The organism is Streptomyces cucumeris, from assembly GCF_024295805.1.
Lineage (GTDB): Bacteria > Actinomycetota > Actinomycetes > Streptomycetales > Streptomycetaceae > Streptomyces > Streptomyces cucumeris.
The window spans coordinates 102,072-125,747 of sequence record NZ_JANCLX010000023.1 but is presented as its reverse complement, the minus strand read 5'-3'; the positions used below and the strand labels follow the sequence as shown (position 1 = coordinate 125,747).

26 protein-coding genes and 1 tRNA gene are annotated in these 23,676 nt (G+C 71.4%); 10 read left to right on the top strand and 17 right to left on the bottom strand.

Annotation, left to right across the window (positions count from 1 at the left end):
* Positions 1-60: 60 nt before the first annotated feature.
* The 5 genes from NMK44_RS28555 to NMK44_RS28535 form a co-directional block, all read right to left on the bottom strand.
* Complete coding sequence (locus tag NMK44_RS28555; RefSeq protein WP_254748335.1) at positions 61-702, bottom strand: IclR family transcriptional regulator; 642 nt, start codon at positions 700-702, stop codon at positions 61-63.
* Between the two features lie 413 nt (positions 703-1,115).
* A complete protein-coding gene (locus NMK44_RS28550; protein ID WP_254748333.1) occupies positions 1,116-2,912 on the bottom strand; it encodes a DEAD/DEAH box helicase in 1,797 nt (598 codons plus the stop codon).
* Between the two features lie 357 nt (positions 2,913-3,269).
* Positions 3,270-4,412, bottom strand: a complete 1,143-nt coding sequence (locus NMK44_RS28545; protein WP_374215358.1) for a YeiH family protein — start codon at positions 4,410-4,412, stop codon at positions 3,270-3,272.
* A 43-nt stretch (positions 4,413-4,455) separates the two neighbouring features.
* The gene (locus NMK44_RS28540; RefSeq protein WP_254748331.1) at positions 4,456-5,025 is read right to left on the bottom strand and encodes a cysteine dioxygenase family protein; all 570 of its coding nucleotides are present in this window, start codon (positions 5,023-5,025) and stop codon (positions 4,456-4,458) included.
* A 177-nt stretch (positions 5,026-5,202) separates the two neighbouring features.
* Complete coding sequence (locus tag NMK44_RS28535) at positions 5,203-6,108, bottom strand: LysR family transcriptional regulator (protein ID WP_254748329.1); 906 nt, start codon at positions 6,106-6,108, stop codon at positions 5,203-5,205.
* Positions 6,109-6,259: 151 nt separating this feature from the next.
* Here NMK44_RS28535 and NMK44_RS28530 point away from each other — a divergent pair, with 151 nt between their 5' ends.
* The 3 genes from NMK44_RS28530 to NMK44_RS28520 all read left to right on the top strand — a co-directional run bounded on the left by NMK44_RS28530 (position 6,260) and on the right by NMK44_RS28520 (position 8,245).
* Positions 6,260-7,087 carry an SAM-dependent methyltransferase gene (locus NMK44_RS28530; protein ID WP_302888738.1) on the top strand — a complete coding sequence of 276 codons (828 nt, stop codon included), beginning with the start codon at positions 6,260-6,262 and terminating at the stop codon, positions 7,085-7,087.
* Positions 7,088-7,170: 83 nt separating this feature from the next.
* Complete coding sequence (locus tag NMK44_RS28525; RefSeq protein WP_254748406.1) at positions 7,171-8,049, top strand: alpha/beta fold hydrolase; 879 nt, start codon at positions 7,171-7,173, stop codon at positions 8,047-8,049.
* Between the two features lie 124 nt (positions 8,050-8,173).
* Positions 8,174-8,245, top strand: a tRNA-Cys gene (locus NMK44_RS28520).
* On the opposite strand, the gene NMK44_RS28515 is transcribed toward NMK44_RS28520, so the two are convergent.
* From NMK44_RS28515 to NMK44_RS28495, 5 genes are all read right to left on the bottom strand, one after another.
* Positions 8,217-9,680 carry a TfuA-like protein gene (locus NMK44_RS28515; RefSeq protein ID WP_254748325.1) on the bottom strand — a complete coding sequence of 488 codons (1,464 nt, stop codon included), beginning with the start codon at positions 9,678-9,680 and terminating at the stop codon, positions 8,217-8,219. The genes NMK44_RS28520 and NMK44_RS28515 overlap by 29 nt on opposite strands.
* Positions 9,677-10,903: a YcaO-like family protein gene (locus NMK44_RS28510; RefSeq protein WP_254748323.1), complete on the bottom strand. Its 1,227-nt coding sequence runs from the start codon at positions 10,901-10,903 to the stop codon at positions 9,677-9,679. The genes NMK44_RS28515 and NMK44_RS28510 overlap by 4 nt, the downstream gene beginning before the upstream one ends.
* Before the next feature lie 10 nt (positions 10,904-10,913).
* Complete coding sequence (locus tag NMK44_RS28505; RefSeq protein ID WP_254748321.1) at positions 10,914-11,057, bottom strand: hypothetical protein; 144 nt, start codon at positions 11,055-11,057, stop codon at positions 10,914-10,916.
* Positions 11,058-11,115: 58 nt separating this feature from the next.
* On the bottom strand, positions 11,116-11,259 hold the full coding sequence (locus NMK44_RS28500) for a hypothetical protein (protein ID WP_254748319.1): 144 nt from the start codon (positions 11,257-11,259) through the stop codon (positions 11,116-11,118).
* Positions 11,260-11,360: 101 nt separating this feature from the next.
* Positions 11,361-12,383 (bottom strand): L-histidine N(alpha)-methyltransferase, encoded by a 1,023-nt coding sequence (locus tag NMK44_RS28495; protein WP_254748317.1) that lies wholly within the window; start codon positions 12,381-12,383, stop codon positions 11,361-11,363.
* Between the two features lie 114 nt (positions 12,384-12,497).
* On the opposite strand from NMK44_RS28495, the gene NMK44_RS28490 reads away from it, so the two are divergent.
* A complete protein-coding gene (locus NMK44_RS28490) occupies positions 12,498-13,265 on the top strand; it encodes a sulfite exporter TauE/SafE family protein (RefSeq protein ID WP_254748315.1) in 768 nt (255 codons plus the stop codon).
* Positions 13,266-13,381: 116 nt separating this feature from the next.
* On the opposite strand, the gene NMK44_RS28485 is transcribed toward NMK44_RS28490, so the two are convergent.
* From NMK44_RS28485 to NMK44_RS28475, 3 genes are all read right to left on the bottom strand, one after another.
* Positions 13,382-13,993, bottom strand: a complete 612-nt coding sequence (locus NMK44_RS28485) for a hypothetical protein (RefSeq protein WP_254748304.1) — start codon at positions 13,991-13,993, stop codon at positions 13,382-13,384.
* A 220-nt stretch (positions 13,994-14,213) separates the two neighbouring features.
* Entirely contained in the window at positions 14,214-14,957 is a 744-nt protein-coding gene (locus NMK44_RS28480; protein ID WP_254748303.1) for a hypothetical protein, read from the bottom strand.
* 26 nt (positions 14,958-14,983) lie between these two features.
* Entirely contained in the window at positions 14,984-15,547 is a 564-nt protein-coding gene (locus NMK44_RS28475) for an RNA polymerase sigma factor (RefSeq protein ID WP_254748301.1), read from the bottom strand.
* A 389-nt stretch (positions 15,548-15,936) separates the two neighbouring features.
* On the opposite strand from NMK44_RS28475, the gene gntA reads away from it, so the two are divergent.
* The 4 genes from gntA (at position 15,937) to NMK44_RS28455 (ending at position 19,704) form a co-directional block, all read left to right on the top strand.
* Positions 15,937-16,629 (top strand): guanitoxin biosynthesis heme-dependent pre-guanitoxin N-hydroxylase GntA, encoded by a 693-nt coding sequence (gene gntA, locus NMK44_RS28470; protein WP_254748300.1) that lies wholly within the window; start codon positions 15,937-15,939, stop codon positions 16,627-16,629.
* Positions 16,630-16,848: 219 nt separating this feature from the next.
* A complete protein-coding gene (locus NMK44_RS28465; protein ID WP_254748298.1) occupies positions 16,849-17,895 on the top strand; it encodes a hypothetical protein in 1,047 nt (348 codons plus the stop codon).
* Complete coding sequence (locus NMK44_RS28460) at positions 17,888-18,685, top strand: RNA polymerase sigma factor (RefSeq protein ID WP_254748297.1); 798 nt, start codon at positions 17,888-17,890, stop codon at positions 18,683-18,685. Before NMK44_RS28465 ends, NMK44_RS28460 begins: the two co-directional genes overlap by 8 nt.
* A 98-nt stretch (positions 18,686-18,783) precedes the next feature.
* Positions 18,784-19,704, top strand: coding sequence for an AraC family transcriptional regulator (locus NMK44_RS28455; RefSeq protein WP_254748295.1), 921 nt, complete (start codon positions 18,784-18,786; stop codon positions 19,702-19,704).
* Here the strand turns inward: NMK44_RS28455 and NMK44_RS28450 are convergent.
* The gene (locus NMK44_RS28450; protein ID WP_254748293.1) at positions 19,686-19,874 is read right to left on the bottom strand and encodes a DUF397 domain-containing protein; all 189 of its coding nucleotides are present in this window, start codon (positions 19,872-19,874) and stop codon (positions 19,686-19,688) included. The two genes, NMK44_RS28455 and NMK44_RS28450, sit on opposite strands and share 19 nt — an antisense overlap.
* Positions 19,871-20,680 carry a helix-turn-helix domain-containing protein gene (locus NMK44_RS28445; RefSeq protein ID WP_254748291.1) on the bottom strand — a complete coding sequence of 270 codons (810 nt, stop codon included), beginning with the start codon at positions 20,678-20,680 and terminating at the stop codon, positions 19,871-19,873. Before NMK44_RS28445 ends, NMK44_RS28450 begins: the two co-directional genes overlap by 4 nt.
* A gap of 112 nt (positions 20,681-20,792) precedes the next feature.
* Here NMK44_RS28445 and NMK44_RS28440 point away from each other — a divergent pair, with 112 nt between their 5' ends.
* Positions 20,793-21,218, top strand: coding sequence for an ATP-binding protein (locus NMK44_RS28440; RefSeq protein ID WP_254748289.1), 426 nt, complete (start codon positions 20,793-20,795; stop codon positions 21,216-21,218).
* On the opposite strand, the gene NMK44_RS28435 is transcribed toward NMK44_RS28440, so the two are convergent.
* Together NMK44_RS28435 and NMK44_RS28430 are read right to left on the bottom strand one after the other, a co-directional pair.
* Positions 21,219-22,022, bottom strand: coding sequence for a HEAT repeat domain-containing protein (locus tag NMK44_RS28435; RefSeq protein ID WP_254748287.1), 804 nt, complete (start codon positions 22,020-22,022; stop codon positions 21,219-21,221).
* 14 nt (positions 22,023-22,036) lie between these two features.
* Positions 22,037-22,732, bottom strand: a complete 696-nt coding sequence (locus NMK44_RS28430) for an alpha/beta fold hydrolase (protein WP_254748285.1) — start codon at positions 22,730-22,732, stop codon at positions 22,037-22,039.
* A gap of 80 nt (positions 22,733-22,812) precedes the next feature.
* On the opposite strand from NMK44_RS28430, the gene NMK44_RS28425 reads away from it, so the two are divergent.
* On the top strand, positions 22,813-23,661 hold the full coding sequence (locus NMK44_RS28425) for a DUF1963 domain-containing protein (RefSeq protein ID WP_254748283.1): 849 nt from the start codon (positions 22,813-22,815) through the stop codon (positions 23,659-23,661).
* Positions 23,662-23,676 lie beyond the last annotated feature (15 nt).

Genomic DNA, 23,676 nt, shown 5'->3' with positions numbered 1-23,676 from the left:
TTCTCCCCGCCCGTCACCTTCAGGGGCCCCGCGCCCGTCACCTCAGTGCCCCGGCGCCCCTCAGCTCAGGGCCTCGGCCACCTCCCGGGCGGCGTCCACCACCCTCGGGCCGACCCGCTCCGGTACGGCGTCGCAGAGCATCACCACACCCACGCTGCCCTCTATTCCGGTCACCCCCACCAGCGGGGCGGCGGCGCCGCTCGCGCCCGCCTCCAGCTCGCCGTGGGTGAGCGCGTACCCCGGATCGTCGGCGCGGGCCGCGCGGGCGGACAGGATCGCCCGGCCCGCGGCGCCCCGGTCCAGCGGGTGCCGGAACCCGGCCCGGTAGGCCACGTGGTAGTCGGTCCAGGTCGGCTCGACGACCGCGACCGCGAGGGCCTCGGTGCCGTCGACCAGGGTGAGGTGGGCGGTGGCGCCGATGTCCTCGGCGAGGGAGCGCAGCGCGGGCAGTGCCGCCTCCCGGACCAGCGGATGCACCTGGCGGCCGAGCTGGAGCACCCCCAGCCCGACGCGTGCCCGGCCACCGATGTCACGGCGGACCAGGGAGTGCTGCTCAAGGGTGGCCAGGAGTCGGTAGACGACGGTGCGGTTGACGCCGAGCTTGGTGGACAGCTCGGTGACGGTCAGCCCGTGGTCGGTGTCGGCGAGCAGTTTGAGGACGCGCAGTCCCCGGTCGAGCGTCTGGGAGGTCTCCGCGGTCACGACGCCCCCTCCTCGGTGATGGGTGGGCGGCTCTTCGCGGAGGTGCACCGCCGGTCCCGACGACGGCGCGCGCAGAGGCCGCCGGTCGCGGTGGCTGGGTTACGCAGTTACGCATCCGGCTGCGCTCCGCGGCGGCGCTGCCACGGGGCGTGTGCGTGCCCGAACGCTAGCGAGCCGGTCCGCTGAGCGGAAGAGTCCGTCCAGAATCCGAGCACAGGTTTCCGCCGCCATCGCCCTCTCGGGCTGTGAATTGAGGTGTTTAGCGCCATATGCCCGGATATTGAGTGGCGAGTTGGCGGCGGTCCATAAAAGAGGTTGTGAAGGGTGTGAGGGGTAGTGCGACCGTGCGCCGCACTCCCTCATCCGCCATCGGGATGCGCCCCGCGCGCCGCGCGGCGTATCCCGTGCGCCGGTCAGCGCATCCGCGTGGCCCACTCCCGGACCTTCTTGATCCGCTCCCGGATCTGCCCGGCCGTGGCCTCCGCGCTCGGCGGTCCGCCGCACACCCGGCGCAGTTCGGTGTGGATCACGCCATGCGGTTTGCCGCTCTGGTGGACATAGGCGCCCACCAGGGTGTTCAGCTCCTTGCGCAGCTCCAGCAGCTCCTTGTGGGTCACCACCGGACGCCGCTCGGCCGGCATCTCCAGCAGATCGGCCTCCGCGTCCGGCCGCTTGCGGCTGTGCGCGATCTGCTTGGCCTGCCGCCGCTGGAGCAGCATCTGCACCTGGTCGGGTTCGAGCAGCCCGGGGATGCCGAGGTAGTCCTGCTCCTCCTCGCTGCCGGGGTGCGCCTGCATCCCGAACTCGGCGCCGTCGTAGAGCACCCGGTCGAAGACCGCGTCCGACTCCAGCGCCTCGAAGGGGAGCTGGTCCTGTTCGCCGGTGTCCTCGTCCTGCTGCTTCTCGGCCTCCTCGAGGAGCTTCTCCTCCTCCGCGTACGGGTTCTCCTCCTCGCCGTCCTTCTTCGGCTTGTCCAGGACGTGGTCGCGCTCGACCTCCATCTCATTGGCGAAGCCGAGCAGCATCGGGATGGTGGGGAGGAAGACCGACGCGGTCTCACCGCGCCGCCGCGACCGTACGAAACGGCCGACGGCCTGGGCGAAGAAGAGCGGGGTGGAGATGGTGGTGGCGTACACCCCGACCGCCAGCCGGGGTACGTCCACCCCCTCCGACACCATGCGGACCGCCACCATCCAGCGGTCCTCGGAGTGGCTGAAGTCCTCGATCCGCTGCGAGGCCGCGGCCTCGTCGGACAGCACCAGCGTGGCCTTGCTGCCGGTGATCTCACGGATCAGCTTGGCGTAGGCGCGGGCCGACTCCTGGTCGGCGGCGATCACCAGCGCCCCCGCGTCCGGGATGGCCTTGCGGACCTCGGTCAGCCGCTGGTCGGCGGCGCGCAGCACGTTCGGCATCCAGTCGCCGCGCGGATCCAGCGCGGTGCGCCACGCCTGGGAGACCGCGTCCTTGGTCATCGGCTCCCCCAGCCGGGCCGCGATCTCGTCGCCCGCCTTGGTGCGCCAGCGCATATTGCCGCTGTAGGAGAGGAAGATGACCGGCCGCACGACCCCGTCGCCGAGCGCGTTGCCGTAGCCGTAGGTGTAGTCGGCGGAGGAGCGGCGGATACCGTCGTTGCCCTCTTCGTAGGTGACGAAGGGGATGGGGTTGGTGTCCGACCGGAACGGCGTACCGGTGAGCGCCAGCCGCCGGGTCGCGGGCTCGAACGCCTCCTGGCACGCCTCGCCCCAGGAGCGGGAGTCACCGGCGTGGTGGATCTCGTCCAGGATCACCAGCGTCTTGCGCTGCTCGACGCGGTTGCGGTGCAGCATCGGCCGGACGCCGACGCCCGCGTAGGTCACCGCGACCCCGTGGTACTCCTTGCCGAGCGGGCCCGCGCTGTACTCCGGGTCCAGCTTGATCCCCACCCGCGCCCCGGCCTCCGCCCACTGCTTCTTCAGGTGCTCGGTGGGCGCGACGACGGTCACCTGCTGCACCACATGGTGGTGCAGCAGCCAGGACGCGAGGGTCAGCGCGAAGGTCGTCTTGCCGGCGCCGGGCGTCGCGACCGCGAGGAAGTCCCTCGGCTGCTCCTGGATGTACCTGTCCATGGCGCCCTGCTGCCAGGCGCGCAGCTTGCTCGCGGTACCCCAGGGCGCCCGGCCCGGGAAGGCGGGCGAGAGGTGGTGACTGGTGCTGGCGGCGGTAGTACTCACGGTCTCCGTCGGGCTGGCTCGGCGGCGTCGTTCGGGAACCGCGTCAGCCTACCTGTGCCGCCGTTCACGCTTCGGGGGTACGCCACGAGACCACCCCCGGGTGGGACCAGGCTCACACCGCATCCGCCGGACTGCGCGCCGCGCACCGGGGGTTACCGCCGTCGGGGCGGACCGCACGGCGAGGGGGCGCCTTCGTGCGGGGCGCACCTGGGTGCTCCCTACGCCGCGGCAAGGCACGCTGCCGGGCGCCGCGGGGCGCGCTAAGGCCCGGGGGGGGCAGGCCCAGCCCGGCGGCCCGTCCGGCGCACCCCCGGAGCGGGACCCGCCGTGGGCGGGGCCGCCCCAGGGCGCGGACGGTCAGGCCGTCAGCAGGACGCCCGCGTAGGAGACGCCCGCGATGACCACCCACGCGCACAGCCCCAGCGCCGCCACCCGCGCCCCGGTGCGGGACAGCGAGGGCAGGTGGACCGCGCTGCCGAGGCCGAAGAGGGCCGCGGCGAGGAGCAGTTCGCGTACGTCACCGGCGGTGTCGAGCGCGGCCGCGGGCAGCACGCCGGTGCTGCGTACGGCCGCCATGGCCAGGAAGCCGAGGACGAAGAGCGGAACCAGCGGCGGCCGCCGCGTCCCCGTCCGCTCCGCACCCCCCGCGTCCCCGGCTTCATCGCCCCCCGCGGCCGTGCCGGTCTGCACGGCCGCCCTGGTCGCGTTCCGGCGTGCCCGTACGGACAGCGCCAGTGCCGCGACCAGCGGTGCGAGCAGCGCCACTCGCACCAGCTTGACGAGCACCGCGTCGTTCAGCGCGGCGCCCCCGGCGGTCTGCGCGGTCGCCACCACCTGGCCGACGTCGTGCACACTCGCACCCGCCCACCGGCCGAACTCCGCGTCGCTCAGCCCCAGCGGGCCCTGGAGCAGCGGCAGTACGGCGATGGCGAGGGTGCCGCACAGCGTCACCAGCGCCACCGAGGTGGCCACGTCCCGCTCGTCGCTCTCCGAGACCTCGCTGACCGCGCCGATCGCGGACGCGCCGCAGATCGAGTAGCCGGTGGCGATCAGCAGCGGCTGGTCGCCGCGCAGCCCCATCCGGCGCCCCAGCCACCAGGTGCCGAAGAAGGTGGCCGCGACCACGCCGAACACCATCGCCACCGTGGCCCAGCCCAGGCCCAGCACATCGCCGAGTCCGAGTCCGAGCCCCAGCAGCACGATGCCCAGCCGCATCAGCCGCTTCCCCGCGAGCGAGAGCCCCGGGCGGCAGGCGCCGCGCACCAGCCCGCGCACCCCCGGCAGATGGGCGGCCGTGATGCCGAGCACCACGGCCGCGGTGAGCAGGGGGACGGCCGGTACCAGCCGGTGGACGCACCAGGCGACCGCGACCCCGGCCGCCGCCAGGGCGAGCCCCTTCGTCGGGGCGGGCAGCCCACGGCCCGGTACGGCGGCTCCGGCGCGCGCCACGGGAGGTACGGCGGTCAGCCGCCCGGCGGCCCGCGCCCCGGTCAGCGCCACGCCGTCACCGCGTCACGGGCCGGACGGGTGGAGCGGGCGGCGCTCACAGCTCGTCCTCCGTCGGCAGTTCGTACACCCGCCGTACGCTGCTGCCCAGCCGGGCGATGTCCGCGCCGTAGATGTGGATCGAGATCGCCTTGGTCCCGCAGGCGTTCCACACCCTGTGGATATCTCCGGGCGGCGCGAACCCGCACACCGAACCCTGCGGATTGACGACGTCCTTCTCGGCGACCAGCCGCGAGCTCAGCCCGTCCGGCACCAGCCGGTAGCGGCGCTCGTGCTCCTCGCCCTCGTGGACACCGGTCACGCACCAGGACACATGGTCATGGATCGAGGTGCGCTGGCCGGGCAGCCAGACCAGGGCGACGATCGAGAAGCTGCCGTCCGGTTCGGCGTGCAGGACGTGCTGGCGGTAGCGGTCGGCGTGCCCCTCGCGCTGTTCGGGGGTGAGCAGATCGTCCGCGCCGAGGAAGGGCGCGAGCCGCTCACCGACGAGGTAGGCGGTGACGTCCGGCGGCAGGCCGCGTCCGACGGCCTCGCGTACGCCGTCGACGAACGCGCCGAGGCGCGCCGTGACGCGGGAGACGGTGGGTTCGATCGGCGTGGTGGTCATAACGGCAGCGTGCGGCCGCGCACTCCATCACGTCCAACGACGGTTTCTTGGCCTCCCCTAAATTCCGCTTATGGATGACCCCTCCGGACAGCCGCCGGAATCGAGCGGGGATCGACCGGGGACCGAGTGGGGATCGAGCGGGAGTCGGACGGAAGTCAGCCGAGGATCAGGCGGCGGTCAGCAGCCGACCCGGTTCCCCGCCACCGTCTTCAGCTCCTCCAGCACCCGCGCCGTCGCCGGAATCTCCAGGTGCTCCCGCAGCACATACGCCGAGACCTGGCGCCGCGAGGCGGGGTCCAGGGCGCGGCCGGTCACCTTCTGGTGGCACAGGAACGACAGCACCAGACCCGGCATCATCGCGACCCCCAGCCCCGCCGCGACCATGCTCTGCACCACCAGGTTGTCATCGGTGGTGAAGGCGATATCGGGGGCGAAGCCCTGCTCGGCGCATTCGTGCAGGAAGTTGGCGCGACAGCGCAGACATCCGGCGATCCAGCGCTCCTCGCTGAGCTCGGCCAGCTTGACCGCGCGCCGCCGGGCCAGCGCATGCCCGGCCGGCAGCAGCACCGTGAGCTGGTCCTCCATCAGCGGGATCGCCACCAGTTCGGCGGGGACCTCCTCATGCAGCCCGGGGTAGGTGAAGGCGAGCGTGATGTCGCACTCGCCGCGCACCACCCGCTCCAGCGACTCCGGCGGCTCACCCTCCAGCAGCTCCACCCGCACCCCCGGATGGCTGGCGGCGAGCCGGGACATGGCCTCGGGGATGAGGGTGGCGTTGGCGCTGGGGAAGGCGCACACCCGCACCCGGCCCGAGCGCAGCCGGGTGATGGCGTTCATCTGCTGCTGGGCGGTGGAGATGCTGGACAGGATGGTGTCCGCGTGCCGGGCCAGGGTCTCCCCGGCCTCGGTGAGCCGCATCCCGCGGCCGACCCGGATGAACAGCGGGCTGCCGACGGCACGTTCGAGCGCCTTCATCTGCTGGGTGATGGCCGGCTGGGTATAGCCGAGGGCACGGGCGGCCGCCGAGTAGGAACCGGCGCTGACCACCTCGTGGAACGTCTTGATGTGCCGGGAATCGAACACCCTCGCATCATAGGCGGAAAACATAAGCACATATTGGGTCGGGAGAAGATCACCCCCACCATCGCTTTTGCGTCATGGATCACATCCGGTGACCTCCCCGCGGGCGGAGGCGCCGTCCGGCGATTGCGGGCCGTGCGCGCACAGTAGTTGAATGGTGAGTGTCCGTGACCGACGACGTTGGAGGACCCTCCCCGTGGCTGACGAGATCCGCACCGACATCCCGCATTCCGCGCGGATCTGGAACTACTGGATGGGCGGCAAGGACAACTACGAGATCGATCGTCAGGTCGGCGACGCCTCCCTGGAGATCGACCCCGACATCGGGGAGATGGCGACCGAGAGCCGCAAGTTCCTGATCCGCGCCGTCGAGCATCTGGCCGGCGAGGTCGGCATCCGGCAGTTCCTCGACATCGGCACGGGCCTGCCCACCATGCGGAACACCCACGAGGTGGCCCAGGACATCGCCCCCGACGCCCATGTCGTCTACGTCGACAACGACCCCCTGGTGCTGACCCACGCACGGGCCCTGCTGACCAGCGTGACCGACGAGGGTGTCACCACCTACGTGGAAGCCGACTTCAACAACCCCGAGCACATCCTCGGGGAGGTCAGCGGCATCCTCGACCTCACCCGGCCGGTCGGCGTGATGTTCATGGGTGTGCTCGGACATGCCAGGACCCACGACGACCTGCTGCGCATCGTGGGGACAGTGCTGGCCGCGGTGCCCCCGGGCAGTCATCTGGTCCACTGGGACGGCACCACCGACAGCCCGTACTACGTACGGATGTGTGAGGAGTACAGCAAGTCCGGCGGTGTGCCCTATTACCCGCGCACACAGGACCAGCTCCGCACCGTCTTCGACGGTCTGGAGCTGCTGGAGCCGGGCTTCGGGAAGATCACCCACTGGCGCCGCCCCGATCCCGAGCGGGCCGGGGTTCGTGACATCGCCGCCTACGGCGGGGTGGCGCGCAAACCCTGACAGACCCCCCGGAGGCGATGACCGCTGTCACACGCCCCGGTGTCTTCGGGCTGAGCCGGGGCTCTTCGGGCAAGCTGACCTCTATGCCGCACTACACGTCGTACGACAACACCGAGCTGGCCTACCGCGTCCTGGAGGCCCGGGACGGCTCCGCGCGGCCGCCGCTGATCTGTCTGGCCGGCGGGCCCGGGCGGGACGCCGCCTACCTGGGCGATCTCGGCGGGCTGGACGCGCAGCACACGCTGATCATCCCCGACAGCCGCGGCACCGGGGACTCCCCTCCGGCCACCGACCCCAGCGGATACTCCTTCCCCGGGCTGGCCGAGGACCTGGAGGCGCTCCGCCGCCATCTGGGGCTGAACCGCTTCCCGCTGCTGGCGCACGACGCGGCGGCGGCCACGGCCCAGGCGTATGCGGCGGCACACCCCGAGCACCTCACCCATCTCGTCCTCGTCTGTCCGGGCGCCCGGCTCCAGGGCGAACTGCCCGAGGACGCCCGGGAGATCTTCGAAGCGCGCGCGGACGAGCCGTGGTGGCAGGAGGCGTATGTCGCGGTACAGCTCCTGCCCGACACCTCCGACTTCACCGAGGTGCGCAGGCTGCTGCTCCAGGCCGCCCCGATGGCGTACGGCCGCTGGGACGAACCCCAGCGGGCGCACGCCGCGGCCGAGGGCGAACAGCTCGGCCCGGTGCCGCGCGCGGGCTTCTGGCAGGGCGTCGACGAGGCGGGGCGCCGCGCGGTGCTGGCCCGGCTGCGCGAAGTCCCCTGCCCCGTGCTGACGGTGACCGGCGACCGGGACGCGGTGACCGGCGTACGCGCCGGTGAACTGGTCGCGGAGTCCTTCCCCGACGGCCGGACCCAGCCGCTGCACGGGGTGGGCCACTACCCGTGGGTGGACGAGCCGGACCTCTTCCGCCCGCTGGTCGAGGACTTCCTCGCGGGCCGCCCCGCCCGCCCGTGAACCCCCGGCGGGGCCGGTCCCGGGCCCACTGTGAACGGGGCGTGTCAGTCGTATGGCAGCCCTGGCCGACGCGTTGATACCCCACCGGACCCCGCCCTATCGTCGAAGCACAGCACGACACACCGGCCGTGTGCCCGAGTGGTTCAGGGGCTCGCCTGCAAAGCGAGTTACGTGGGTTCGAATCCCGCCACGGCCTCCGACTTCCCGCACGACGGGCTCCCCGACGACGGGCTCCCGTCCGGCCGGCCGATCCGCAGCTCCATGAGCTCCGGGTTGTACCTGGACAGCAGGTGGTACGGCCGGGCCGCGGCGATCAGGATGTCCCGCGAGCTCATGCCCCGGTCCCGGGCGTGCAGTTCCAGCGCCCCGTCCTCGGCTCCCCACCGTTCGCCGATATGGGCCGAGACACGGCTCGCCGACAGGGTGTGGACGTCGAAGGCGGGCCGAGTCCGCTGTGCGTGGCCGTTCACCGACCGTGCCGCGGTCACCAGCTTCGCCGCCGCCGGGAAGACCGGCCGCCGGCGCAGCGCTTCCAGCGCCAGATGGTCCGCGGGGACTCCGGGTGTGAGCTGGAAGCTCCGCACGAGGAAGCGGCCGAGCTGGTCCTTGAGCGGGTGCGCGGCCCGCTCCGCCGGGGTCAGCCACAGGTCGAGGAAGGCCAGGTCCCCGGGCTCGCCCGGCCGGTGGCCGGGGATGACATGGCGATGCCGCGCATGCTCCAGCGCCCCGTCGAGGAGTGCTCCCCCGGGCCGGGTCCGGCAGGTGGCGGCGCACTCCCGGACCAGATGGCCGAGGACCAGGTCCCGGTAGAAGTCCGGGTAGTCGCGGGCGAAGAGCTGACACATCCGCAGCACGCTCATCTCGGCGGCCTCACCGTCCCCGGTCGCGACGGACCGGGCCAGCAACTGCCAGCGGTGCGCGTAGAGCGTGGGTGCGACGCCCGAGGCGGGCGAGTGGCCCGTGGGCTCCTCCGCACGGCTCCCGTCGGCCGTGCGCAGTTCGTGGACCAGTCGCAGTGCGTCGTCCCGTTTGAGGTCGACGGCCCGGGTGGTGCACAGCCGCCGGAGCGCCTCGGCCTGAGCGGGCGGTGTCCCGGTCTCGCGGGCGAGCCGGAGGAGCGCCGGGTAGGAGCGCAGACGGTACGGCCGCCGTGCCAGGGCGGCGATGAGGCGGTCGGCGGTGGGGGCGTCGAGAATCCCGTCCCGCACACCCAGGCGCAGGGTCGCCCGGATGTTGACGAGCGCTTCGGAGAGGGGCCGGTAGCCCTCGTCCGCCGGGCCGTGCACCAGGGCCACCTCGTCGTCGGCCGTCAGCCGGCCGTCACGGTAGTCGCGGTAGACGCGGCCCACTCCGCGCATGCCGAAGGTGTCGAGTTCGGCCGCGCGCAGGGCGCCCATACTGGCGGCCCCGAGGACCGTCACACCGCGTTGGAGCAGCGTGAGGATCTCCTTGTGCCGGACGGCCCGGGTCTGGCGGAAGTAGCCGTCGGCGATGCCGACGACGTCTCCGCGCCGCGGGGCGAGTTCCAGCAGGTCCCCGGCGGCCACCGGGGGCAGGACGGTGATGCCGTCGGTAGCGGGCAGGTCGGCGGCGTCCGGCAGGCTGGGGCCGATCAGGAGGTACCGGTTCATGAGGTGAACGCCGTCTCGTGGCCGAGCCCGGGGCAGACCACCCGTACGACGGGGATGCCCAACTCCGGCCGGGTGTGGTCCGCGACCAGCGGGGCTCGTCCGGTCACGGAGAGGACACTCGCGACGGTGGTGCGCAGATCGTCCGCGAGGGATGCGTTACGGACGGAGGCGATGCCGTCATAGGTGACCCCACCGGCCTCCGGAAGCGATGCGGAAGGCCCGGACCAGCCCGCGGCGGCGCGCCGGTAGGCGCCCGTGGTGAGGTCGTCCCGGGCTCCGGCGATCTGGGTGGCGCGCGACTGCGCGGCTTCGGTCAGGGCACGGCACAGGGCGACGTCACGGTCGAGATGGGCCCCGGCACCGGCGAAGAGCACCGGGAACTCCTCGCTCCAGATGGTGGCCAGGAAACAGGCGAGCCCGGTGGGCGAGGGAAGCACCTCGACCCGGACCTCGACCTCGGCCGCCTCCATGAGCTCCAGCGGTTCCCGGGCCGGGCCGTCCACGGTGGTCAGGTCCAGGGCCGGTGAGGTGCCCGTCCCGGCGCGGGCCAGACAGTCGCGTTCGATGACCTCGTAGAGGCCGTGGAGTGCCGCTTCGGCGACGGTGTTCCCAGCGGCCAGCCCATTGCTGTTCTGGACGAACAGGGGCGGCATCCAGGTGTCGCGCACCCGGCCGTCCAGGCGCAGCAGCTCGGTTGGCAGGAAGGTGTCAGCGCCGTCGTCCAGGCGGCGTGCCGCCGTCCATTCGAGCTCCACGCCGGGCCAGAGGTGGTGGCGGGGCTCCAGGGGCAGATCCCGGACGCGATAGCCGCAGATCGGCTCCATGTCGGCCACGGTCGCGGTCACTTCGCCGGGATCCAGGCGCTCGGCGTGCCAGGACTCGATCGATTCCATGGCGGCGGAGATCCTGGCGAGCTCGTGGGTGAGCCCCTTGCCCTGGCTGACCGAGATCGTCCGGGAGCCGGGGCGGATGGCCTGGTGGACCGGTATGCCGATGTCGTCGAGCCAGGTGACATCGGCGAGCCGGGTGATACCGACGACCGGCAGCAGTGGCTCGATCCGGCGCAGTGTTTCGGCGGGGGCCAGCACGCGGTGGGTGCCGGACACACGGGCTTTGCGGGTGTCGTCCGGCGAGAGCCGGGTGGGCGCCACCCCCCCGTCCGCGCCGGGCCGGGGGGCGCCCCCGCCGCGCCCGGCGGGGCCGACGGGGGCCGTGGAGCTCACTCCTTGACCGTCAGATTCCCTGGACGTCGGCGGGCTCAAGGCCGTCGTCGTCCTTCAGGTGAACGTTCCAGCCGGTGTCCCGGCTCACCGGCTTGAGCGTGCGGAGGTCCTGCTCCTCACGGAGTTCTGCCGCGGTGGGGAACTTCAGGTTCATCTTCCAACCCTTCGCTGCGGAAAGACTTGTCGACGAGATCCAGCCGGTCCCAGGACCGTCAGACGACCTGCACGTCGGCGGGCTCAAGGCCGTCGTCGTCCTTGAGCTGGACGGACCAGCAGGTGTCCCGGCTCACCGGCTTGAGCGTGCCGAGGTCGTGCTCCTCACGGAGTTCTGCCACGGTGGGAAACTTCAGGTTCATCTTCCAACCCCTCGCCATAGAACGCCATTTCGAAGAAATCTAGCCGACTCCTGGCACGCCCAGAGGATCTTGTCCGGTTGTTGCCGGGCGGGCCACGGCGCTCACCGTTCCGGCGCCGCGGCCACGAGGACGATCTGCTTGTCCTGGCCGTGCTCGAACAGGCGCACCCGAAGCCCGCAGCGGGTGAGCTGATCGGCCACCGCCGCGCTGTCCTGGTAGAGGTAGCGCCAGACGAGCACGGTGTCGCCCGGCTCGAACGAGACCGTCCTCCGGTCCGGTCCGACGTCGAAGGTCACGGCGACCGGCTCCAGGAACCGTGCCCGGACGAACACTTCGCTGCGCTCGCGGTCGAACCCGGTTTCCGTGACGTACCAGGAGCGGTCCACACCGATCAGATCCAGCCCCGCCAGTTGCTGCGGCTTGTACGGGCCGCCCACGCTGACCTCGTCCATGAACGGGGGCCGGTCGACACCGGTGTCGATGCGCAGGGTCAGCAGCAGCACGTCCCGGTCGCTCATGGCGCTCCGTACGTGGCGCAGGACCTCGGCCGGATCGGCGAAGTTGTACACCGTCGCGCCGGCCAGCACGACGAAGCGGACCGGATCGGTGCCACCGTGGCCGGATATCCGCCCGGCGGTGAGGACCCGGGCGAGATCGGGTCCGGTGAAGTCGCCCTGGCCCAGCTCGAAGCCCTCGGCGTGACCGGGGAAGTCGGCCCGCAGGTTCCGCCTGGCCAGTTCGAGGAGCTCGGCGCTGATGTCCATGGCGCGATAACCGGCCAGGCGGTCGGCGTCCAGCAGGTGGCGGATCAGACCGCGGATGGGACGCGTCGTTCCCGGCCCGAGATCGACGATCTCCACCGCCGTTGAAGCCGGGGCGAGGGAGAGGAGTTGCCCGGCGTGACGGGTGATGATCGTGTCGAGCTCGCCCAGCCTCGGCGCGGCGGCGGGGTCGGACTGTTCCTCGCCCTCCCGCCACATTTCGCTGCCGTCGCCGAGGTAGGTCAGCTCGTACGGGAACTCGGCCCGGTGGCCGAGCGAGTCGACGAGGGCGGCCACCTGTGCCGCGGAGTAGAGACGGGGGAAGTCTTCGCGCGGCGTCACCGCGTGCTGTCGTGTACCCATGACGCAGAGTAGATCGCCGGCCATCCATGTCGGTCCAGCCACCGCTGGTCAGCGGACCGATCGTGATCTACCGTCGTCGCCCATGGGTACCAGTTGCACCATGAAAGAGTCGGCGTGACTCCGTGGGAGATGGCCGCCGTCTTCGCGGCGGGCACCGGCGCGGGGGCCATCAACACCGTCGTCGGCTCCGGGACACTGATCACCTTCCCCGTTCTGCTGGCCACCGGTCTGCCGCCCGTCACCGCGACCGTCTCCAACGGGCTGGGGCTGGTCCCGGGCTCCATCAGCGGCGCGATCGGCTACCGCAAGGAGCTCACCGGCCAGCGCCGCCGCATCCTGAAGCTCTGTTCGGCCGCCCTCATCGGCGGTCTCGCCGGGGCCACGCTGCTGCTGGCACTGCCCAGTACGGCCTTCGAGACGATCGTGCCGGTGCTGGTGGGCCTGGCGCTGGTGCTGGTCATCCTCCAGCCGAGGATCAGCCGGGCGGTACGCGAACGCCGTGAGAGATCGGGCGGCCCGGTCCACCAGGACGGCGGCCCGCTGCTCTTCATCGGTCTGACGCTGGCCAGCGTCTACGGCGGCTACTTCGCGGCGGCCCAGGGGATCATCTACATGTCCCTGATGGGCATGCTGCTCGACGAACCCCTGCAACGCCTCAACGCAGCCAAGAACGTCTACGTGGCCGTGGTCAACTCCGTCGCCGCGGTCTTCTTCCTCTTCGCCGCCCACTTCGACTGGACGGCCGTCGCCCTGATCGCGGTCGGCTCCGCCCTGGGCGGTCAGATAGGGGCCGCGGTGGGCCGCCGGTTCAGCCCAAAGGTGCTGCGCGCGCTCATCGTGACGGTGGGCACCGTGGCGATCGTCCAGCTCGTGGCGCGGTAACCGCCCCCGCACCGCGGACCACGGCGGTCACCGCAGAAGGGGCCCCGACGGCATGATCGCCGCCGGGGCCCCTGCACCGGCCCTGGCCCCGGGGGGAACGGGCCACGGCCGTGTCCTCACCCGGCCGGGCAGTCACCCCACACCCGCGCCATCTCGGCCGGGATCTGCTTGACGGCCTTGCAGCCCTCGGCCAGCTCCAGCGCGCCGGACGCGAGGTAGGACCAGTCGCCGCCGGTGGAGCTGAAGTACTTCATGGTCGCCCCCTCGTCCTGCATACCGACCGCCTCCTTCTCCGAGTGGCCAGCCGTCAGCGAGAACGTGGTGCCCGCATAGCGTGTGCCGCCGCACTGGCCGTAGTAGAAGCTGCCAGGGGTGGGCTTGACGTGCTGGAACTGGGAGAACGAGCGCGAGTACGCGGCCTTCACCGCCGCCTTCACCTCGGCTGTCGCCGTCAGGCTGCGACAGGCGGAGCCACCGCCACCGGCAGGGTCCTTCTCCCCGGGAGCCACCTGGGAGTCCTGGCCGGAGCCGTCCTGGCCGGAATCGGAGCCGGAATCGGAGCCGGATTCCTTGCCGGAGCCGGATTCCTTGCCGGACGCGCCCTCGGACGAAGAACCCTTCGCGGAGGAGTCCTTGCCGGAGGAGTCGTCGTTGTTGCAGGCGGGCAGGGTGGCCAGCACCCCGGTCAGCAGAGCGGCGGCGATCCAGCTTCGGGAGCGGGAAGTCATGGGGGGAACCTCGTTCATGGTGGTGGCCGGGCACGGGCCCGGCCTTGCGTTCGACGATCGGGACGCGGCGGATACGCCGGTCCGGGCCGCTGAGGCGACCTGCCAGATACACGCGCGGGGCGCGTGAAGGTTGCCTGGTTCCGCAGAAGAATTTCCGGCCCGCTCCCGAGGCCGTCCCCGAGCCCGCTCCCAAGCCCGCTCCCAAGCCCCTGCGCAACGCTCAGCGCACGATGAGCGAGGAGACCAGCCGCTCGGCCCGGCCCACGTCCCGCGGGCCGAGCCGGTAGGCACGGATGCTCAGCTCATGGCGGGGGATCCACCACAGCCGGGCCGTGAAGACCTGGCCACTGGCGCACGTCACACGCCACGCCCGGTAGTGGGCCTGACGGCCGGAGACCTTCAGGGTGGACCGGTCCTTCAGACGGCTGGTCCGGATCGCGTCGAACGGGGCCGCCTTCCCGCTCTTGGTCCAGCAGAACGGCTGCGCCTGCCAGCCGTCGTCCTCCTCCACGGCCTCGCTCTGGTCCCCGGTCCGCGTGGCGATCTGGATACCCCTGGACTGGCAGTGGTCGATGTCGTGCGGGACACCGGGCGGCTGGACACATGCCTGGACACCCCGGTCGGGCTGCCAGACCGTCCAGCCCCGGGGCACCTCGAAACTCACCCCCTGCAGCGCGACCCGGCGGGCGGCGGGCGCCACCTGCCGGTGCCGCTCGTCCTCGCCCCACCGGTGCGGAACGACGACCGCCATGACGAACATGAGTAACGCGGCGGCCACCGCTCCCCCGGCGAGCAGCAGGGGCCGCGGCCGCCACCTGGGGCCCGTACGGGCGGTCTGCGCGGACCGAACCCCTTCCGGCCGCAGCGACCCTCCGGTGACCCGCGCGGTCCGCGCCACCATGGCAGCCCGCAGCAGCTCCTCCAGTTCCCCGGCCTCGGCCGCCTCGGACGTCTGCCGTTCCACCGGATCCTCCCCCGGCGCCACGCCGGTCACGACTCCATCCGCTTGCGCAGCGCGGCCAGGGACCGGTGGGTCATCGACTTCACGGCTCCCTTGGAGATGTCCATCGCCTCGGCTATCTCGGCCTCCGACAACCCCGCCCAGTACCGCAGCACCAGGACCTCCCGCTGCCGGGGAGCCAGTCGGCGCAGCGCCGCCAGCACCTCACGGTGTTCGGACGCCAGCAGCACGGTGTCCTCCGCGGAGTCCACGTGCCGCTGCGGGTCCGGCCGGAACGCGTTGGCCACCCGGCGGCGGCGCAGCACCGACCGGGCCCGGTTGACCACGGCCCGCCGCAGATACGGCAGCACGCTCCTGCCGTCGTCCAGCACCCGCCACCGGCGGCACACCGCCGTGAACACATCCTGCACCACGTCCTCGGCCGTCGCCTGATCGCCCACGAGCAGCACCGCCAGCCGCACCAGGGACAGCCGGTGCGCCCGGTACAGATACCCCAGAGCGTCCTCCTGGGCCGCCGCTGCCCCGGCCTCCCCGGGCCGCAGCGTCACCAGACCGACGTCCTCGCCGCCCCCGGCCTGTGACAGGACGGTCACACCCGGTCGGAAGCGTCCCCGGGGCAGCCACCACACGGCTGCCGCGCGCGGGACTCCCCGCCTGTGACCGAACAGCCATACCCCGTGCATTCCGGCGACCCTAGGCACCTCAAGATCGGGCCGATAGAGCAATGATTACTAGTTCCGGCCGGAGGGCGGCGCAGTATAGGCGGAACCGTCCCTTCCGTCGCCGACGCATCTCACACCGCCGTCGAGGCATCGGGGCCGCATACGGATTTCGCCTACGGGCCGTCGGCGGTCACAATCAGCGAGGCGACCTTCTCCGTTCTCCCCGTACTCGTACGCAGGTGATCAGGGCGGGCGCCTTCGGATGTGAGAAGGAGATGAGCTCCCAGCGAGGAGGCACGTAGTTGGAAGGAAGGCTGGCCATGACACTGGACGCACGTGACGAGGTGGAGCGGTTCATCCTGGGTGACCGGTTCGCCTGCCTGGCGGGACGCTCCGCCTGGCGCAAGGGTGGCATCACCCATCGTCACTACGACCTGATGGGTTCCGAGGATTCGGCCCGGCTGATGGCACTCGATCTCGCGGATTTCGTGGACGGGGCGGACTGGAGCGCCCGGTCGTTCACGAGTTTCATCGCGACGTTCGAGCAGCCCCGCGGGGTGGACGAGCTGCGGTTCGAGGAGCTGCTGTGGGAACAGCTCCAGCTCCTGCATGAACAGGACGCCCGGTCCTATCGCTGGGCCGAGGGCTATTCCTCCGATCCGCAGGCCCAGGAGTTCGCCTACAGCGTCGCCGGTCATCCCTTCTTCGTCATCGGTCTCCATGAGACGCACCGCCGCTGGGGCCGCCGTCCTCCCTTCCCGATGCTGGCCTTCAACTCCCATGAGCAGTTCGATCGCATCAAGGGCGCGAACATGTGGGACCGGCTCGCGGAGAAGATCCGCAAGCAGGACATCCAGCTCCAGGGCGACATAAATCCCAACCTGCTCGAGTACGAGCAGCTCTCGGAGACCCGCCGCTACTCCGGCCGCCCGAAGCCCGCGGACTGGCAGTGCCCGTTCGCCGCCCGTGAGGGCGAGCGCGAGCCCGCACTGATGGGTCCGCCCCCGGCCTGATCCCGGTCCGACCCCGGGAGTCCTTCCGCTCCACACACCCGCCGATGCCCCGGCAGCCGCTTCCGGCTGCCGGGGCATCGGTCTTTTCCGAAAGGCCATCGCTTCCCGGCAGACCGGTTGGATCAACGATGTGGCCGGTTGCGTCAATGACATCGGTGATGGATTTTTCTAGTTTCCTCGCAGAGGACGAGCACCGGCCGAGGGAGCACAGAAGTCCATATGAGCGTGTACCAATCGGTGGCCTTGCCCGGCTTCGAAAGCGACCAAGCGCTGCTGTGGTCCACACAGACGACGGAGGCCACTCGCTTCCGCAAGCTCTATCTCCGGCACTGCCGGGCGGCGTTCGCCTATGCGGCATGCTGCACCGGTGGTGACCGCAATCGCAGCCGGGCCCTGGTGAAGCAGGTGTTCACCCAGCTCCGGGCACTGCTGTCCGCACCGCGCGATACCCGCCGCCCCGAATCCGTTCGCGCCTTTCTCCTGTATCGCATCCGTCATGAGGCTGCCCGGCGCTGCGGCCATCGGCGGGCCGGACGGCGAATACCGTTCGCGGGCTGGGTGGCGGACGGCTGCCCATGGCCCGCGGAGAACGCGGCCCAATTATCCCAGTCCTTCCACCAATTGTCCGCCACGGATCAGACACTGCTGTGGCACACGACGGCGGAGGACGAGAAATCCCCGCTGGTGTCCGCCGTTTCCGGGGTGGACCGGAATCTCCTTCCCGGCGCTTCCCTGCTGGCCCGCAGTCGATTGCGCGACCACTACGCCGAACTCCTCATCGCCACCCTGGGAAACAGCGTGTGCATGGAGGAGATGTCCCGGCTGCTCCAGGGGCGTGGGGACGGGCTGACCGACGCCCATCACTCCGGCTGCGACCGGTGCACCCGGACCCTCCACCGCATCGCGGGGTTCGACGCCACGGTCGCCCGGCAACTGCCGCTGGCCGTCCTCGGCTGGTGGCCGGGGCGGCAGTACTTCCGGCAGAAATCGGTGGGCCGGACTCCGTGGGCCGATATCGCCATGGTCATGAGCGCGGCCCTGGTGCCGCCCTCCCCCACGCCGCACACCGCGCAGCCCCTTCCCGCTGCCAGCAGACCGCCGGGAGCCCCGCGCACCGTGGACCGCAAGGCGTGTCTGGGCCTCGCCGCCGTGGGCCTGGTGGTCGGCATGGGGACGGGCTACACCCATGACCTCCTCACCGGCCAGCAGCGGACCGACGCGCTCGACCACGCGAACTGCTCCGGCGACGGCTCCGCCCATGGGTGAACGCCCCCACGAGCCCGCGTCGCGCTCGCACCCCAGCGACGCGGCCACGTTCCCGAGGATCCGCTCCGGCGAGACACGGCTGTTCGACCTGCTGGCGAGCCGCCACTACGCGGCGGTGCTCTGCTACGCGCGCTGCTGCGTCCAGGACGACGCATCCGCCCGCGCGCTGGCGCAGCAGGCGTTCGCCGACCTGCTGCGCGCCATCCACACGGTCGAATCCGTCTTCCGCGACCGCTATATGGGCTGTGTCCGGCTCCATCTGCTCGACCGGGTCCGCCACGCGGCGGTCAAACTGGCCTCACGCGATCCCGCACTGGCCTCTCCCGGATTCCGGACCTGGGTCGCCCAGGGCGCCCTCTGGGAACTCCCGGAAGGCATCGATCTCAACCGCGCCTTCATCGCTCTGCCCGCCGTCGAACAGCGTCTGCTGTGGCATGGATTGATCGAATCGGACACCGCGGAACTCGCCTCCCAGGTGACCGGAATTCCCCGGAGCGCGCTCATGGAGGCCTACAGAAGCGCACGCGACACATTCGTCTCCACCGCCGGCCTCGACCGCCTGGAAGAGCCGGACCGGTATGCCTACCAAAGCCTTCCGCCGGCACTGCTGGGCTGGTGGCCGCGGGCCGCATACCTCCATCTCAAGAATGCGGGCTACGGAACGAGTCCGCCACCGCCCTCTTCACCCGGCGGCCGTTCCGTCGCGTATCTCGTGTACACCCTCTCCTGCGCGGTCGGAACGCTGGTCGGAATCGCGGCCGGGAACGCGCTGCCGCACCTCGGCCACTAGGGCTTTCCCCCAGGTTGACCCCATAGCTGACAAACTGTTGACTGCGCCGGGTGTCCGACCCCATGAAACCGTCTGTCGCGGCCAGTTACGCTCAGGCGGTGGCCGATGAATTTCCCGCATGTGCGGAGTCCCTGCCCCAGCCGCTGCCCGACGAGCGCATCGCGTGCACGTCCGTCCGTGATCTGTGGCTCGCCATCCTGGAGGACACGGGAAATCCCCACGCCGGGGTCGATTTCGGCATCCGGCGCCGCCCCAGCGCCCTTCATGTGGTCGGCCACCTCGTCATGAACTGCGCGACCCTCGCCGAGGCGGCGGAGGTCGGCATCCGGTACCAGTCACTGGTCAACGAGGCGGGGAGGTTCAGCCTCGCCAGCGAGCGACAGTACACCCGGCTGCTGTACGAGGTGCCGCCCGTACCGGTCGAGCCCCAGCAGGTGGAAGCGGGGCTCGCCGGGATCGTCACCGCCGCGCGCTGGGTGACCGGTCCGGGATGGGCACCCGGCTCCGTCTCCTTCGCCCACCCCTGTGGCGGGGACCCCGGCCACTATGCCGAGGTCTTCGGCTGTCCGGTGCTCTTCGAGCGTCCCCGCTACGAGATCGTCGTCCCGACGGCGGACGCCCACCGGCGGTGGAACCCGACGGACCCCGCACTCACCGCCCTGCACCGCCGCCACGCGGACGCGTTGCTGGCGCAGCTCCGGCGCCAGGAATCGGCGGCCAACCGGGCCAAGGCGATACTCCAGACGTCCGACCTGCGCGGTATCCGCGCCCAGGACGTCGCCGCCCTCCTGCAGATCAGCGAACGGACCTTACGCCGCGCGCTGAGCGACGAGAACACGTCATGGCGGGAACTGCTGGACGCCGTACGGCACGAACGGACGCGGGAGCTGCTCAGCACGACCTCATGGACGCTGGAACGCATCGCCCATGAGGCCGGCATGAGCGGCGCGGCCTCGTTCGTCCGCGCGTTCACCCGCTGGGAGGGCGTCTCCCCCGGCGCCTATCGCCGCGAGGCGTAGCCGAGGAAGGCGGTCCAGGCGGCCGGGGTGACGGCCAGCCGGGGGCCGTCGGGGACCTTGGAGTCGCGGATGTGGATGCTGCCGCAGGGGTCTGCGGCGACCTCAACGCAGTCGTTGCTGTTGCTGGCGCTGTAGCTGCTCTTGATCCACTCGTCGGGCTTGAGGGTCATGTCTCTCCCCGCAGTTTCTCGATGAAGGCCAGAGACTCACGCGGCGTGAGGGCCTGCGCCCGGATGATCCCATACCGCAGTTCAAGGATCTGCACCTCCTTGGGATTGGAGATCACGCGACTGGTGAGCGGAGCTTCGGAGTAGCCCACCGTCGCGCCGTCGTTGAGCTTCAGCACGCCCAACTCGCCACCCATGCCAGCATGATCCTCACGGACGGTCGGCATCACCTGGATCTCGACATGCCGCAACTGGCCTAGTTCCAAGAGGTGTTCGAGCTGTCGCTGCAACACCATCTTGCCCCCGAGTGGGCGCCGCAACGTCACCTCCTCTTGGACAAAAGCCAACATGACCCGAGGCCGACGCTCGAAGATCTCCTGCCTGGCCAGTCGCGCCCCGACGTAGCGCTCGATCTCGTCTTCCGTGAAAGACGGTCGTCGCATCTCGTACAGCGCGCGGGCATACTCCTCCGTCTGGAGCAGACCGTGGATGTTGTGGTTGCCATACCCGCCCAACTCGACGGCTTCGTCTTCCAACTTCGCCAGATCCCGAACCTTCTTCGGGTACCGCGCCTCCGCGACATCCTTCTTCATCGCGGAGATCTTGCCGCTCGCCCCCAGCACCTCATCCGCCTTGTCCAGGAACCCGGGGCTGGGGATCCGCCTGGCCCGTTCGACCGCCGAGACCTGTTCCTCTCCGTAACCGATCGCGGCCCCCAGTTCGGCCTGTTTCAGCCCGGCCGCCTCCCGCCACAGCTTGATCTGGCGACCGACGGCCCGCAGCACGGCCGCGCTCTCCTCGTCCTCCATACCGGCCCACTCCCAACGTCATCCGGACATGGCCGGGCAACGGGCGGACAGTCACCGCTCGTATCCCCGTGGCTACTTTTCAGCCTAGGCACAGACGGCCACTCTGAGTGACGTGAGCCAACAAATCACTCGAACCGACACCTCCGTTTCGCACTTCACCGTGCTGCTCTCCGCCAGCCGCAAAGGCGCCAAGCTCGGTCGGTTAATGGCCGCCGAACGGCTCGTCACCTGGGGTCTTCCGGTGGAGAACGCGGAGCTGATCATCGCCGAGCTGACGGCGAACGCCGCGCTTCACGGCCGCGTCCCGGGGCGCAACGTCCGACTGACACTCAAGGTCGCGGGCGGCACCCTCCGCATCGAGGTGCGGGACGCCTGTACGGACCGGCTGCCCGCCGTGCGCCGGAGGCCGGAGGAGGAGGGGCCGGGCGAGTCCGGGCACGGGCTGCTGCTCGTCGAGGAGCTGGCCGACCGCTGGGGCGTCACCCCGGGGCTGGTCGGCAAGACGGTGTGGGCCGAGCTGACGCCCAAGAGCCAGTGATCACCACGGCTCACTGACCTCCTCCACCGCCTCGCGGACATCCGGGTGCGGATCACCGGCGAGGCCGTCCAGCAGCTCGCTGACGCCGGGGGTGGTCCAGCGGCCGACCGTCCAGACCAGCTCCTCCCGCACCGTGGGGTCGGGATGGGCGGCCAGGCGGGCCAGTTGGCCGAGCGGGCCGCGTCGGCGCCCGGAGAACCAGTGCAGGATCTCCCGCAGCACCGAGGGGTCTCCGGGGTCACCCGCCTCGGCGATGCGGGAGAGCAGCACCCTGGTCGGTGGCGGCGGGCCGTCCAGCGGATGCGGCAGCCGTTCGCGCAGCCGCCGCGATCCGTACTCGCCGCGCACCCGGCAGCCGTTGCAGGTGCAGGGGCGGACGCCGTGCGCGTCGGGCCAGTGGCGCCAGCCGACGACCTGGGGCGCGCTGCGGACACGGTGTATCTCGCGCGAGCGGATCGCCCGGGGGACGAACACCTCCCAGCCGCGCGGGTCGTCGAGCGCGGCGATCCGCCGGACCGCCTCGGCCGCCGGGACCGTCTCCTGGGCGCCCCGCCGCCGGTCCCGGTAGTGGCCGGCCAGAACCGGCTGGGCGTCGTCCAGCCGTATGTGGACGGCCACCAGACCGCCCCTGCTGCCGGACCGGCCCAGCTCGCGCAGCCATTGGTGGGTGAGGGTGTACGAGGGCAGCACCGGGAAGCAGTACACACCGCGCGCACCGCCCTGTCCGTGACCGGCCGCGCGGATCCCGGACCGCCGGATCCGCGGCGCGTTGGCCGCCGACGTCAGGTGGACGAACATCGCCATATCAGGAGCCCCGCTCAGGCTGCCGCGTCGAGGAGGATCCGGACCAGCTCGTGAGGCTGGGAGAACATCGGCCAGTGGCCGGTGTCCAGCTCGACCAGCCGCCAACGGTCGCCGGCCAGCAGCCGGGCCGCGTCGGGGCCCGGCTCGGGGCCGTCCAGCAGGCACTTGACGTACGTGGCCGGGAGACCGCCGAGGGGACGGGCGAGGGCGGCGGGCTCGGTGAGGGTGGCGCCGGGGTGCGGGGTGGCGCCGGTGACGATACGGGTGATCTGTTCGTCGGTGAGGCCCTGGCCCGCGAAGTCACCGGCGCCGAGCGGGGCCCAGAAGCCGTCGTGGGCGGCGCACGACGCCTCGACGGTGGACCGGCCGTCCGGCCAGCTCATGACGAACGACTCGCCGTCCACGGGGACGTTGGCGTCGACGAAGACCATCCGGGCCAGCCGACCGCCGATCCGCTCGGCGGCCTGGCCGACCGGGATCCCGGAGTAGCTGTGGCCGACGAGGATGACATCGCGCAGGTCACGGCGCTCGATCTCGTCCACGATGTCCCGGACGTGCGTCTGCTGTCCGGCCGCTACGCCCTGCTTGTCGGCCAGCCCGGACAGCGTCAGCGGATGCGCGCCGTGCCCGGCGGCGCGCAGCTCCGGCACCACGTCGTCCCAGGCCCACGCGCCGAGCCAGGCCCCTGCCACGAGTACGAATTCAGCCATGTCGGCAACGTAGCGCGTGGCTCCGACAACCGGGGTGACCCCGGGCCCGGGTTGTCGGCGGCGGATGCTGGAATGCCGTCATGGACGCCGCCACGGACCCGAAGACCACCCTCGCCGCCCTGCGCGACTTCTGCGCGCGGGGGCTCGGCCCGGAGCTCGCCGGCCGCTTCGTCGGCCTCGCCCGGCCCGGTTTCGCGCTCACCGAGGCCGCTCCCGGGGAAACCGGCCACAGCCGGTTCGGCGGGCGGGCGATGCTCGAACCGGGCACGCCCTGGCCGATGTGCGAAGGCGTTCCGCTGAGCCTGTTCGCGGTCCTCGACACCGACGCCCTGGCACCCTGGCTCGGCGGTGTGCTCCCGGCCGGGACGGGCCTGCTCAACTTCTTCTATCTGGATGTGGAGTCCGAGCGGCACGACCCCGGGGCCTGGGAGCCGTTCTCCCGCTACGGCCCCACCGACCCCCGGCTGAGCAGGGTGGTCGCGGCCCGTTCCGCGTACGCCGTCGCCGCCGAGGCACCCGCGCGGTCGACCGTCTTCGGCACGGTCGAGTGGGCGGTCACCCCCGGGTTCGCCTTCCCCGACGTCTGGGACCCGGCGTGGGACACGCTGGACCTGGGGCCCGATGCCGGTGACACGGCCAGGGCCATGCCGGACGTCTTCGTCCTGGACCGGCTCCCCGGCTGGAAGGAGCGGCCGGGCGCACTCGACTCCGAGGACATCGCCTTCGGGCGGCCGGAGTTCCCGACCGGCTCCGCACCGCTGGTGCCGTCCGGCGAAGACCCGAACGACTATCACCACCTGCTCCAGCTCGGGCCGTATGCCGAGTGGCTGATCGGCGGCGACGGCGGCTGGATGCACTGGTCGATCCCCACCGACGCGCTGCGCGCGGGCGACTTCGGCCGGGCGGTCCCGACCCCGGACCACTGGTGACGCCGGGGCGTCGGC

Bases quoted from the DNA above. Each gene is read 5' to 3' on its own strand.
- NMK44_RS28540 (WP_254748331.1), bottom strand. From the start codon at position 5,025: ATGACCACCACGCCGATCGAACCCACCGTCTCCCGCGTCACGGCGCGC.
- NMK44_RS28530 (WP_302888738.1), top strand. From the start codon at position 6,260: ATGGTGAGTGTCCGTGACCGACGACGTTGGAGGACCCTCCCCGTGGCT.
- NMK44_RS28525 (WP_254748406.1), top strand. From the start codon at position 7,171: ATGCCGCACTACACGTCGTACGACAACACCGAGCTGGCCTACCGCGTC.
- NMK44_RS28515 (WP_254748325.1), bottom strand. From the start codon at position 9,680: ATGAACCGGTACCTCCTGATCGGCCCCAGCCTGCCGGACGCCGCCGAC.
- NMK44_RS28505 (WP_254748321.1), bottom strand. From the start codon at position 11,057: ATGAACCTGAAGTTCCCCACCGCGGCAGAACTCCGTGAGGAGCAGGAC.
- NMK44_RS28500 (WP_254748319.1), bottom strand. From the start codon at position 11,259: ATGAACCTGAAGTTTCCCACCGTGGCAGAACTCCGTGAGGAGCACGAC.
- NMK44_RS28495 (WP_254748317.1), bottom strand. From the start codon at position 12,383: ATGGGTACACGACAGCACGCGGTGACGCCGCGCGAAGACTTCCCCCGT.
- NMK44_RS28485 (WP_254748304.1), bottom strand. From the start codon at position 13,993: ATGACTTCCCGCTCCCGAAGCTGGATCGCCGCCGCTCTGCTGACCGGG.
- gntA (WP_254748300.1), top strand. From the start codon at position 15,937: ATGACACTGGACGCACGTGACGAGGTGGAGCGGTTCATCCTGGGTGAC.
- NMK44_RS28465 (WP_254748298.1), top strand. From the start codon at position 16,849: ATGAGCGTGTACCAATCGGTGGCCTTGCCCGGCTTCGAAAGCGACCAA.
- NMK44_RS28460 (WP_254748297.1), top strand. From the start codon at position 17,888: ATGGGTGAACGCCCCCACGAGCCCGCGTCGCGCTCGCACCCCAGCGAC.
- NMK44_RS28450 (WP_254748293.1), bottom strand. From the start codon at position 19,874: ATGACCCTCAAGCCCGACGAGTGGATCAAGAGCAGCTACAGCGCCAGC.
- NMK44_RS28445 (WP_254748291.1), bottom strand. From the start codon at position 20,680: ATGGAGGACGAGGAGAGCGCGGCCGTGCTGCGGGCCGTCGGTCGCCAG.
- NMK44_RS28435 (WP_254748287.1), bottom strand. From the start codon at position 22,022: ATGGCGATGTTCGTCCACCTGACGTCGGCGGCCAACGCGCCGCGGATC.
- NMK44_RS28430 (WP_254748285.1), bottom strand. From the start codon at position 22,732: ATGGCTGAATTCGTACTCGTGGCAGGGGCCTGGCTCGGCGCGTGGGCC.
- NMK44_RS28425 (WP_254748283.1), top strand. From the start codon at position 22,813: ATGGACGCCGCCACGGACCCGAAGACCACCCTCGCCGCCCTGCGCGAC.